Source organism: Pseudoalteromonas sp. NCCP-2140 (assembly GCF_023708065.1).
Classification (GTDB): domain Bacteria; phylum Pseudomonadota; class Gammaproteobacteria; order Enterobacterales; family Alteromonadaceae; genus Pseudoalteromonas.
The window spans coordinates 260147-272481 of record NZ_BRCZ01000004.1; the positions used below are offsets into that span (position 1 = coordinate 260147).

Annotated in this window: 11 protein-coding genes; 3 read left to right on the forward strand and 8 right to left on the reverse strand. The window is 41.1% G+C overall.

Features of this window, described 5'->3' with window-relative positions:
* Positions 1 to 32: 32 nt before the first annotated feature.
* The 8 genes from NFU46_RS10340 to NFU46_RS10375 all read right to left on the reverse strand — a co-directional run bounded on the left by NFU46_RS10340 (position 33) and on the right by NFU46_RS10375 (position 7944).
* A complete protein-coding gene (locus NFU46_RS10340) occupies positions 33 to 2219 on the reverse strand; it encodes a carbohydrate-binding family V/XII (RefSeq protein ID WP_251601636.1) in 2187 nt (728 codons plus the stop codon).
* A gap of 88 nt (positions 2220 to 2307) precedes the next feature.
* On the reverse strand, positions 2308 to 3144 hold the full coding sequence (locus tag NFU46_RS10345; protein ID WP_251601638.1) for a patatin family protein: 837 nt from the start codon (positions 3142 to 3144) through the stop codon (positions 2308 to 2310).
* Between the two features lie 103 nt (positions 3145 to 3247).
* Entirely contained in the window at positions 3248 to 3700 is a 453-nt protein-coding gene (locus NFU46_RS10350) for an NfeD family protein (RefSeq protein WP_251601640.1), read from the reverse strand.
* Positions 3701 to 3708: 8 nt separating this feature from the next.
* Positions 3709 to 4662, reverse strand: a complete 954-nt coding sequence (locus tag NFU46_RS10355) for a slipin family protein (protein ID WP_054562473.1) — start codon at positions 4660 to 4662, stop codon at positions 3709 to 3711.
* Positions 4663 to 4796: 134 nt separating this feature from the next.
* Positions 4797 to 5702 (reverse strand): GGDEF domain-containing protein, encoded by a 906-nt coding sequence (locus NFU46_RS10360; protein WP_251601642.1) that lies wholly within the window; start codon positions 5700 to 5702, stop codon positions 4797 to 4799.
* Between the two features lie 265 nt (positions 5703 to 5967).
* Complete coding sequence (locus tag NFU46_RS10365) at positions 5968 to 6855, reverse strand: bile acid:sodium symporter family protein (protein ID WP_251601644.1); 888 nt, start codon at positions 6853 to 6855, stop codon at positions 5968 to 5970.
* A gap of 9 nt (positions 6856 to 6864) precedes the next feature.
* Positions 6865 to 7614 (reverse strand): class II aldolase/adducin family protein, encoded by a 750-nt coding sequence (locus NFU46_RS10370; protein WP_251601646.1) that lies wholly within the window; start codon positions 7612 to 7614, stop codon positions 6865 to 6867.
* A 9-nt stretch (positions 7615 to 7623) separates the two neighbouring features.
* A complete protein-coding gene (locus NFU46_RS10375; protein ID WP_054562470.1) occupies positions 7624 to 7944 on the reverse strand; it encodes a DUF962 domain-containing protein in 321 nt (106 codons plus the stop codon).
* Between the two features lie 97 nt (positions 7945 to 8041).
* Between NFU46_RS10375 and NFU46_RS10380 the strand changes: the two genes are divergently transcribed.
* The 3 genes from NFU46_RS10380 to NFU46_RS10390 all read left to right on the forward strand — a co-directional run bounded on the left by NFU46_RS10380 (position 8042) and on the right by NFU46_RS10390 (position 12324).
* Positions 8042 to 9007, forward strand: coding sequence for an AraC family transcriptional regulator (locus NFU46_RS10380; protein ID WP_251601648.1), 966 nt, complete (start codon positions 8042 to 8044; stop codon positions 9005 to 9007).
* A 229-nt stretch (positions 9008 to 9236) separates the two neighbouring features.
* Positions 9237 to 11171, forward strand: coding sequence for a methyl-accepting chemotaxis protein (locus tag NFU46_RS10385; RefSeq protein WP_251601650.1), 1935 nt, complete (start codon positions 9237 to 9239; stop codon positions 11169 to 11171).
* A 259-nt stretch (positions 11172 to 11430) separates the two neighbouring features.
* Positions 11431 to 12324 (forward strand): cation diffusion facilitator family transporter, encoded by an 894-nt coding sequence (locus tag NFU46_RS10390; RefSeq protein WP_054562467.1) that lies wholly within the window; start codon positions 11431 to 11433, stop codon positions 12322 to 12324.
* The last annotated feature ends 11 nt before the right edge of the window (positions 12325 to 12335 follow it).

Below are 12335 nucleotides of genomic sequence, written 5' to 3' on the forward strand. Positions count from 1 at the left end.
ACACTGGCTTTGTTTTGTTCCTGTTTTTACCATTAATGGCCGCGATTAGGCATTTGTCTTTGTGTATTACGGCGCATTTGTTGGCGCTGCATACCTTGCTGACGTGCTCTATTTGCCCTATTTAATTGCTGCATACGATTTTGTTGCCTATTTTGAGTGTGCTGGCGTTGCTGTAATGTTTGCTTCGCTTTACTTTTATCTATGCTTTGCAATTTATTTTGCACTTGTTGGCGGTCAATATTTTGTGCCCGATCTTTGATTTGTTGCTGTTTATCGGTAGGTAATGTTTGCCATTTACCCTCAACACGTTGTTGCCATTTATCGGCATCACGCTTGAGCACGTTACCTTTTTGGTCGGCGAACACGTTGTTTGCTTTATCGCGTTGGCTGATGGCTGTTTTTAAATCGCGTTTCACTTGCTGCTTTGAAGCAAGACGAGATTTACTTTGATCGCGTTTATAAATGTTATGTCTTGGTTGTTTATTATGGTGGCCAGGTTTATGGCCAACATTAATTTTGTTACCAATATTGATGTTGCCATTATTAATAATAACTGGGCCGCGGTAACCACCGCCATACCAGCCATTACAGCAATGATAAGGTCGATAATGGGTTGGCCATCCAACATTCCATTTCATACCTAGATTTAAAAAACCATTGCTCCAACTTAAGCCAAACGACCAACCCGTCCAGTTGTTATAGCCAATATTAAACCCCCAAGTTGGTGGGCGAGGGTAGTAGTAGCCACCGCCCCAGTATGGTGGGTAATACCAACCTGTACCATACACTGGCACGCCATAATAAGGGTATGACCACATGTAACCTGGGTAATAACCAACATACACCACTTCAGGAGTTGACTCGTATATCTCGACGTAAGTGACGTTGTAAACGGGGGAGCTTGGAGGAATTTTTGCGATGTCATCTTTTGGAATGCTATCAGCAACAAGCCAAGGCCCTTGTGCGGAATCTGCCTTAAACCACACCGCATTATCGACTGCATAATATTTGCCTTTAATTTGCAGCACTTGTGCATCCGTATTAATAGCATAAGAAACTTGCGTGCCCGGGATCCGTTCAAATTTAGGTTTGCCATCATAGTACACAGTTAAACTGGTATCTTTACGGCTGATAGCCGCTGTTTGCGGCACTTTTGCATCTAATACAGCTTCGTCAGCTTCTTCAGTGCCAGCAACTGAAACTCTGAGACCCCCTAAATCTGATTCAGGTGGAATGTTGGCAAAGCTTTCGGGTAGTTCGTCGCCGCGTACAAATGTCCATGGGCCTGTTTGTTGTTTTGCGCGATACCAGCGCCCAGATAACAAGACATAAATGTTATTCGTTTGCATTTCACGTAGCCACGGGGTTTCAGTGTTAAACACATACATGAGCTCGCCACCGGTTAGGCTTTTCCATTTAGCTGCGCCATCTGTTGCAATAAGTTCGGTGGGTTTAGTGGCTACAACAATGGCTGGTGGTGCACTTAGAACGGAGCTTTCGGTATCTTTAGGGAGCATTTTTACAAGTTCAGCCGGTGGTGACTGAGTATAGTCATAAGGACCTTTGGCTTGTTTTGCCTGATACCAAAATTGCCCATCGGTGAGATAACAAAGTTTGCTTTTGCTATCTTTAATCACTGTCATGGCGGTGTTTAAAGCGCGCTCATATTGGCTGTTTTCAATTTTACTAAACTTAGGTTCACCATCAAAACTCAATAATACCGACAGTTGCTCTTTGAAAATAATCGTTGGAGGGTCGGTTTTTAACTGCATTAAACTTTGTTCTGCTGCTTCTGCACTTTCAAGGCTGGCGGTGAGTTGCGAAAGCGAGGTTTCGAATTGACTGGCTTTTATTGCTTCATTAACGACAGCAGTAAATTTTTGTTCTCCTGCATCTTTTGATTCAGGCCAGCGTACATCTGTGACTGTCATATTGCGAACGGTGACGGTATCGTTTTCGCGATCAGTATCTAGTTTAGCGGTAAACCAAAATACGCCAAACACTGCGTCATTACCTGAAACCGAAAATGACATTGCAGCACGGGCTGTTAAAATATTACCGTTTAGTTTCTCGGGTTGTGGCTGATAAACAATGAGTGTGCCTTGTGACGTTTGCACTTGTTGAGGCCACTCAATAGCTTGGCTAAAAAATGAAAATAAACACAGAAAAGAGAGTATCAAAAGCCTGAGGGCAGTAATAAAAGGTAGGGGGAGTTTCATGGTCAATCCTTGGCTAACATAACTCTTTAAAGTATAGCCAATGACCTCGAAAACGCTTAAAAATTGTTCCTGTTTTTAAAGCGTTAGCTTAGGCAACTTGAGTTAAAAAATGTGAGCCCGCATTTAAACCCATTTCATAGCCCGCACTGAGTTTTTCAAATGACTTTGTTGTTCGACCAACAGCAAAGTTGGGTGGCGGTGCAATAATATTAATTTTACAATCACTCGGCGGATTAGTAATAAAGTCAATGCTTTGATTGTAATTTTCTGCGCGTCTTAAGGTGGCTTCTGCTAATGCAGGGGTGTTTTTATAAAGACGTTTAACGAACCAAGGCGCTTTTGAAGGCTTTTTCTTATAGCCAAGAGGCTGAGATAAAATAACGGTGATTTCTTTATTACCCATCTCGTATGCTTTACGAATAGGAATAGAATCTGCCACGCCACCATCAGTAAGTTGCAAATTGTCGATAACAGGAAATTCTCGATAAGCAATCGGCAGCGCACAAGAGGCTTTTAATTGCTCTTCAAGATGAATTGCATTTGCTTTTAAGTACTCTGCCTGTCCAGTTTGTATATTGGTTGTGACTATATAAAATTCACTGGCTTGTTTTTCGAAGGTTTCGAGATCTAGGCGAATATCACGGATGGTTTCTTGCCACAGCCAGTCTAAATCAAATAGGTGGCCACCTTTGATAAAACGAACAAAATCAATAAATTCAGGTCGGCAAGAGTAATCGGTAATCACTGTATGGTTACGTTTGTATTGGGCGCACAAATAGGCAGCAATGTTAGTGGCTCCCGCAGAAACACCATAACATTGATTAAAAGGATGGTAATTGGCTTGAATAAAAGCATCTAGTACGCCAGTGGCAAAAATACCACGCATTGCGCCACCTTCTACAACGAGTGCCTTGTTATTGTTCATTTTCGCAACCTTGCTTGTAACCGTGAGTGCTTCTAACCATAGCAAACACGGTTACAAAACTAAATAGAGTTTTGGCTCTAAATGAGGTTTAACTATTGCTGAGTTATACCGCCTCTACCCAAAGTACGCCAACTTGTTTGTCGGTTACTTTTACTGTGCTACCAGCAGCAATGGGAGACTGACTTTTTAATTGCCATGTAATACCCGAATACTGATGTGTGGTTAACCCTTTATCATCAACATCGGCATTAACGACAAAGGTAAGCTCAGCAAAATCGCTATGTATCGGCTTAGTATCGGTTTTATCCTGCATGCGTTTGAGAGGTTTCCAAAGCACGAGAGCAAAACCAAGAGTAAACACGATATTGCTCCAAAGCGCGGTAGTGTAACTCGTATCAAGTAGACTTATATTCATTAATAAGCCACTGGCAAATAAAGATAAGCCTAAAAACAGTAATACATAGGTACTCATACCCAGTACAGCAACTTCAACAATTAGCGCGATAACACCTATAATCATCAGTGCTTCGGCTAAATGGGTATCTAAAAATGCCATCAGCCCACCTAACTTTGTTGCTTTTTATTCAAAGAGTTAATAATAGACATACCTTGAGCTACAAGCGAGCTTGCGTCAGTACCACTTTCAGGAAGTAATACCACAGATGACTCACGAGCAATGGCTTCTTTAGCGGCAATGGCTTTAGTGGCTAGGTCGAGTTGAATTGCTTTTTGGCCTTGTTCGGTGTCAGCGGCTTCACCTACTTTACGAAGTGCATCTGCTTGTGCTTCAGCAACGGCGATAATCGCTTTCGCTTCACCTTCAGCGCGTAAAATTTGCTCGGCTTTTTCAGCTTCGGCAGCAAGGACTTGGGCTTGCTTTTTACCTTCAGCCACGTTGATGGCAGACTGACGGTCACCTTCAGACTCTAAAATTTGCGCACGTTTTACACGCTCAGCTTTCATTTGTGCTTCCATGGCTTCCATTACAGAATTAGGTGGCACAATATCTTTAATTTCGTAACGTAAAACCTGAATACCCCAAGGCTCAGATGCTTGGTTAATCGCGGTAACTATGTTGGTGTTTAACATGTCGCGCTCTTCAAAGGTTTTATCTAGTTCCATTTTACCAAGTTCAGAACGCATCGTTGTTTGCGATAGCTGAGTAACTGCAAATACATAGTCATCAACACCATACGTAGCTTTATACGGGTCAAGCACGCGGAAATACAGCACACCATCGACGATAAGCGAGATATTATCTTTGGTGATAGCAGACTGCGAAGGCACATCTTGCGCTTGTTCTTTTAAGCTGCGGTCAGCGGCAATACGGTCGATAAATGGCACAATAAAGTTTAAGCCGGCTTCTTTGGTCGAATGGTACTTACCAAAACGCTCGATTAACCAGGCACGATTTTGCGGCACAAATTTAACGCTACTTTTTAGTAGCACTAAAACAAAAATTAGAAGAAAGACTTCTACATTTAACAACAGGTCTAAAATGCTAGAAACGGGGTCCATGTACTTTCCTTAGATACAATTTAAATTATTTTTCACTGCTGAGATTACCACCACAAAGCAATGCGCGCTAATGATTTGTGAACAGCACATTTTGCCTGCTGCTCTAAATTATTGAGGGTAGCTGTTTAGTTTGTTCAAGATTCAAGGGCGTGTTTTATCATATACATGTGTTGATCTGCTTGTGCGACAATCTCTTCAGCAGTTTTTTGTGTACCTAAAAACATGGTGATTCCTACGCTTGCAGAGCCAAAGTACTTGATGCCCTGATAAGTAAATTGAGCTTCAATAGCGGTTTGTAGTTTATCGGCAATGCGCTGAGCGTTGTTTTTAGCAGTTTGTGCATCGCGACCAAGCCCGCCAAGTAGTACGACAAACTCATCGCCTCCAATGCGAGCTAAGCAATCTTTTTCGCGCACAACCGTTTTCATTCGATTGGCAATTTCCAAAAGATAAGCATCGCCTGTGTTGTGGCCATATTGATCGTTTAACTTTTTAAACTTATTTAAGTCGATAAATATTACTGCGCCATAGTTTTGATCTCGTTTGCTTACTTGTAACGCAAGTGATAAATGAACATAAAAATAGCGGCGGTTTAAAAGTTCAGTTAACGGGTCAGTAGAGGCAGCATAGAGGAGTTGTTCTTCAAGGTGCTTACGTTCAGTAATATCTGTAGATATACCTAAAATACCAATGACTTTATTTGGCTCTGTGTCACAAAATATTGGGGTTTTTACTTCCCAAAAAGTATATTTATTTCCATCAGGAAAGGTTAGTTGTACTTCTTCACGCGTGCGCTCCCCACTGAGCACCCGTTTGTCAATTTTAGCGAGGTCTTTGACATCTGGATGAGGGAAAAAGTCAATATCGCTTTTATGTTGTAACTCCTGCTCAGAACAGGCAAACAAACTTAAAGTAAGTTTATTTGCATAAACGTAATGCCCAAGTTCATTTTTTATATAAACATAGGCGGGTACGTTATCGAGTGCAAATTTCAACTCAGCAATATGAACTGGCAGTTTTGTATTGTAAAGTTCGGCCAAAATATGTCCCTATATAACAAGCCATAAATTGATAGTGAACGAAAAACTCTCAATAAACAAGACTGACCACAAAGCTAAAAATATAACTAATAATTTAGGTATAGTTTTGAAAAATAGATAAAAAATAATAATTAAGATGGATGATGAACTTTGTTATTAAGTTTGTTTTGGCCCATTTAGTAATCTTAATTCTTAACTGTTTTTTATTACTTTGTGGTTAGTGTTTGATTAAAAACTTCCTTGTTTTTAGTCATCACTTTGGCTTTTATGCTTTGTTGAGAATGGCAAGGTGTTTTGTATGATGCGCGCTAAATAAGCGACAAAAAATATAACCCGTTACAAACATTGATAAGCTATAGGTTGCTCCAGGAATTGCCATGGCGGCATTATTGATTAAGGTACTCGCAATTAAAATGGCAAGGGTGCCATTTTGTAGCCCAACTTCAACCGCAATGCTCATTTGTTGCTTGTGATCTAAGCCCGATATTTTTGCAAAAAACAGCCCTAGTAACAGCGTGCTGAGGTTTAATGTCAGCGTTGCAATGCCACTGGTCGCAAAAAAGCTCAGCATTTGGTCAGCATTTTTATGAATAATGCTAAGCACTATCACAATTAAGAATACACTCGAAAAACGACGTATAAAGGGTTCTATTTTCAAGCTCAAATGGGGTTTAAAGTGATTAAATACCATTCCTAAGCAAACAGGAAGTACCGTTATCATCAGCATTTGCACTATGGTTTTAATCACTGGCAAAGCGAATTCGTGGCCCGGCACACTCAATGTATGCATGGCAAAATGCATAATCAGTGGCAAGGTAAAGGGGGAGATAAATGTCGCTAGCGTTGTTAGACTTATTGACAGCGCAACATCCCCTTTGAATAAATAGGTATAAAGGTTTGAGGTCACACCGCCCGGGCAGCAAGCTACTAAAATCAGACCTATAGCGAGCTCTGGGGTTAGGGTAAAACTCATTGCTAATAAAAACGCAACGCTTGGCAATAACAGTAGTTGGCAGCTTAAGCCTATTGAAAGTGCTTTGGGGCTAATAAATAATGCCCCAAAGTCTTGCTTTTTAAGCCCTAACCCCATGCCAAACATGATGATAAATAGTGCTAAAGGCAGCACTATTTTAGTCATGATATCAATTTGCATGGTATATCCTTATTGATCGTAACCCGGACTTTTATTGTCGAGTAAGCGCAGTAAGGCAGGCCAAGCAATTGCGCCACCCAGTCCCTTAGTAGCAACTTCAGTTTGCCCTTTGATACCCTCAATAATCGCGCTAGGTACTTGTACGAGTTGCTCGGTATTTTGTGAAGTACGAGTTTGTACAGCACATGCAGCTTCAAAAACATACATAAACAAAAATGCATCAGCGACCGTTTTACCCACAGTTAATAGGCCATGATTACGTAGCATTAGAAAGTTATTAGAACCTAGGTCATTCACTAAACGGTCTTGCTCAGCAGGGTTAAGGGCTATGCCTTCGTAGTCATGATAACCCAAACCTGAGTGCACAACAACAGCTTGCTGAGAGATAGGCAATAAGCCGTCTTTGTTGGCAGACACTGCCGTGCCATTGAGTGAGTGGGTGTGAATAACGCAATGGGCATCATCACGTGCCATATGAATACAGCTATGGATATTAAACCCCGCAGGATTAACAGGGTATTCACTGTCATGCAGCTTATTACATTGTTGATCTACTTTGATAAGACTTGATGCGGTAATTTCGTGAAACATCATGCCATACGGGTTTATCAAAAATTCGTTGTCTGTGCCGGGAACGCGCATTGAAATATGGGTAAAAATTAAATCATCCCAGCCATATAAAGCAACTAGGCGATACGCGGCAGCAAGCTCAACACGGGCTTGCCATTCTTGCTCTGATACTGTGTGTTTCATGGTCATGGTGTTTTCCTAAAATGGTACTTTGCGAATAATAATGTCTTTAAACATGACCCAATCACCAATAAAGCTATAAAAAGGGTGTGTAAAAGTAGCGGGGCGATTTTTTTCAAAAAAGAAATGACCAACCCAAGCAAAGCCATAGCCCACAACTGGGCATAAAATTAGCCAGCTATATTGCTGCTGATAAATAGCGGCAAACAAAATAGCCAAAACAATCCAGCTGCCAATGAAATGTAAGCGTCGACAGACTTTATTTTTGTGTTCTTGTAGGTAATAGGGGTAAAACTCTTTAAAGCTCGCGAACTCGCGTTTACTTGCTACAGTGCCCATATTGTTGTCTCCGTTGTTAATTACAGGTAAACAATAGGCTTTTATTCTTTTATTTACTTGATAATATAGGTCATTAAATTGTTTATTCAGGACACTCATGAGAACCTTATCAAGCTGGTGGCTACGTGCTATGGCTGAGTCGTTTAAATGGCAGGGCTTACCAATTAATGAGTTGTTTGCAGCGGCAAATATTCCTTTAGCAGAATTAAGTAGCCAAACAGCCCGATACCCACAAGCCAGTGTCAGTATGCTTTGGAAGCAAGCGCAAGCCATGTTACCAAACACCCACTTAGGTCTTTATGTTGGCAGTAACATGAATGTACGCGCTATTCCGGTGGTAGGCATGGCGATTATTCAGTCAACACAGTTATTGAGTGCTTTTCGGCTGATATTGCGGTATCAAAAATTGATGGGCGATACACATAATGTGTCTTTGATCGATCATGGTAGTGAGTATGAACTTCGCTTTAACTTTAGTGATGGTGAGCGTGATATGTCACTGCTAAGCTACGAAGCACCCATGGCGTTTTGTGTGAAAATAGCGCGCACTGTTAAGGGGAAAAATTGGCACCCAACACGAATTTGCTTGCAACGTAAAGAGCCACACAGTGAGATTAATACGCACTTTAATTGCAAAATTGAATACGGCGCAACGACCCACAGCCTGTTTTTTAGCGAAAATACCGATAGTGAACCTGTGTTATCAAACCAGATGAAACTAGTGACACAAACGAATGTGACGCAGGTACTGAGAATTTTGCTTGAAGAGCATTTAATTCAAGGCCAAACCACCAGTAAAGCAATGGCAAAAGCACTTAACATGAGTGAAAAAACGCTGCAGCGGCGTCTTGCAAAAGAGGGCACAAGTTTTAGTGACGAATTAGCAAGATTAAGACAGCAAAAAAGTGTGTCATTGTTAAACGAAACAGATCTCTCTGTCACAGAAATAGCCTTTTTGTGTGGCTACTCTGAAATTAGTGCATTTCATCATGCATTTCATCGCTGGTATGGCATGTCGCCAAAAACCTACAAGCAAAAAATGGCAATAATAGCAGGGTCATAATAAGCACGGCTTTTTTCAGTGAGCTGTTTGTCTCTAGTGTTTTAACTAGAAAAAAGGTACAAGTTGGCGTTTGTTCCTATTCTGTTTGAGTTTGATAATTATTCATACAAAAACAACAGTAAAAGCTTAAATAGCAATTGCTTAACACAGACTTGTTACCTAAAATTATTGATAGGACGCAAGGATGATCTAAAACTAAAACTCCACCATTAAGTATGAGGCTTGCTGAATGCGAAATCTATCGCTGCGCACTATTTTTATTAGTTTTGTGTTAATTGCATTGTTTGTTGTCACTGTGGTTAGCGCCTTAATCAATACCAGCCAATTCTCTCGGCTTTATTACCAACAAACCGAAAAGCAATTATTGCCTGACGCTGTGGGTAAAGTTGCTGCCGAAATTGACGCTCAAATGCGTTACCCGATCTCTGTTTCACAGTCTTTAGCTGAAAACCAAATTCTGCATACGTGGATGAGCGAAGGTGAGAAAAGCTCGCCAATTCATCAACGTGTCATGGCGTACTTTGCTGACTTACAAAGAAAAAGCGGTGCGTCATCGGTGTTTTGGGTAAGCAAAAACTCAATGAGTTATTACACGCAAGACGGCTTTTTCAAATCAATCTCACAAAGTGAGCCAAGAGACAGTTGGTTTTTTGACTTTATTAGCTCAGATAAACGCCAAGCGCTGGCTTTAGATGTAAGTGAGCAGGGTGGACACCTCACTTTATACGTTAACACCTTGGTTGAAATTGCAGGGCAACGCCTCGGTGTGGCAGGGCTTGGTTATGATATTTCAGATATTTCTAGCATTGTTACGTCGCGTAAAATTGGTGAGCAAGGGTATTTATTTTTAATTGATGACAGCAAGCGAATTATTGCACACGCAAATGATGCCTATATTGGTAAACAAGTCACAAGCGTCGCTTCATTAAGCGCATTACAAAGCTTTTTGAGCAGTAAACATACTGGCTTTACTCTATCGCAAGTCGAGCTCGCAGATGAAGATGTTTATGCTGGGGTTATGCCAATTGAAGGAACAGGCCTTACTCTTGTAGCGGTTCAGCCTAAGCAAGAGATATCAAGCGCGATTAATACAGTCGTTTGGATGTCGATTATCGTAAGTGTCGTGCTTGCGGGTATCTTTTTGGTGCTTACACTTTATTTTGCTAATTGGCTAAGTAAGAAAATACGCAGTGTTGGTGATGAACTACTGGGCATGGCAGGTCACGGCGGTGATTTAACAAAACGTTTAGATGACAGTGTTGATAATGAGCTTGGACATCTTGCAAAGGGCTTTAATGCCATTATTGGTAAAGTAGCCGAGCTTGTCGATGAAATCAGTGTCACCGAGCAAGCGATGCGAGAAGGGATTGACGATCTTGCGAGCTTTGCCAATAAAACCTTTGTTGCTACCGAAGATCAGCGCGCGCAAACTGATCAAGTTGCCACAGCTATTACAGAAATGGGGCAAACTATTAACGAGGTGTCTGATATTGCTCATCGCACAGCAAGCGACACGGAAGAAGCGGTACGAGAAACCGTGCAAACCAATCAAAGTATGGCTGCCACAGCGCAAACCATGAATGAACTGAATGACATTTTGATCACGGTTGATAAAAGTATCGGTGAGTTTGCAAATCAAGCAGCTGAGATCAACTCGGTTGTTGAAGTAATCAATGCAATTTCAGAACAAACTAATTTATTGGCACTCAATGCGGCAATTGAAGCGGCAAGAGCGGGTGAGCAAGGTCGTGGCTTTGCGGTCGTCGCTGATGAAGTACGCTCACTTGCACAGCGTACGCAAACATCAACGTCTGAAATTAGAGAGCAGATTTCGCGTTTACAAAGCTCATCATTGCAATCACAAGAAGCAATTGCCGAAGGTACGCAAAGTAGTCAAAAAGTGACTGAGCTTACGCATATTGCAGTGTCTGCACTTCAGTCTATTCAGCAGAAGTTTGAGATTATCAGCCAAGGCAATCACCAAGTTGCAGCAGCCACAGAAGAGCAGGGCACGGTGGTTGAGCATATCAATCAGTCGGCTCATGATATTTCAGACAGTGCAATGCAAATACATGATAACGCTGAGCAACAACAGCGTGGTACGCAAAGCTTATTATCGCGTGCTCAGCACCTTAAAGATTTAGTCAGTCAGTTTAAAGTTTAATAGCCTGCTTCTTAAATCTGTTTCGAGTAAAAGGCGTTAACAACACGTGTTGTTAACGCCTTACTATTTTTTAGCTTACAAGTGAGTGATTCAGTTTACTTATTCGCTGCTAATTCCTTTCTCATTTCTAACACATCGCGCAAAAAACTTTCAAAAAGGGACAAATAACCAAGTTTTTAGTGCGTTTGCGCTCGCCACGTATTACAATTGAGACTTTATATCATTACCACTTTCCAGCGAATAGGTATTTCACTTCTTCATGACAGATATTACAACACACCAAGCATCTAGACGCCGCTTGTTGATTGCCTTAGCCATAACGTGCTCGTTTATGGTGATACAGGTTATTGGCGCCTATTATTCGAATTCGCTTGCTGTACTTGCTGATGCTGGGCATTTGTTTGTTCATAACAGTTCTTTATTCATCGCGCTTATTGCCTCAAGCATGGCGATATATTTCGCGAAAAACTTTAATGATGGCTATCAGCGCGCTGAGCTTACGGGTGGTTTGATCAATGGCATCTTATATTTAAGCATTAGCTTGATCATCCTTTATGAAGGAGGTGAACGTTACTTTCATCATAGCGATGGTCATGATTTACAAATTAATAGCTATTTAATGTCGGTCATTTCAGCTATTGGTTTTTTGTTTCATGGTGCTGCAGCATGGGTGCTATACAAAGGGCGCAAAGCAAGCATTAATGTGTATGCGGTGTTTTTACACTCGTTTTTTGATTTAATTTCAACGGTTTCAACCTTCTTCGCTGGTATTTTAATACACCTAACTGGCTGGGCCGAAATTGATATTATTTCGAGTATGTTGATTGCTACCTTTGTCTTGTTTACTGGGGTTAAAGTGATCATTCGTTGTATTCAAGGCTTACTTGAAAATAGAAGTAAGCTGCCGAATGTAGCTGATATTGAACAAAGTATCGCTTCGGTTGAACATGTACAAAATGTTCATAATGTCACGGTAATGCGCCAAGACAAAGACATTATTGTTGGCGCGCACGTTGTTTTAAAACAGCATTGTACCGTTGAAAAGCATGACGAAGCATGTCGCTTAAAGGTCGAAAAACTATTGCAATCGCGCTTTAAAATTGGAAAAAGTGTGCTGCAAATAGAAAGTCATGAATGCCACCATGTTAATTAAAGTGGCAAAAA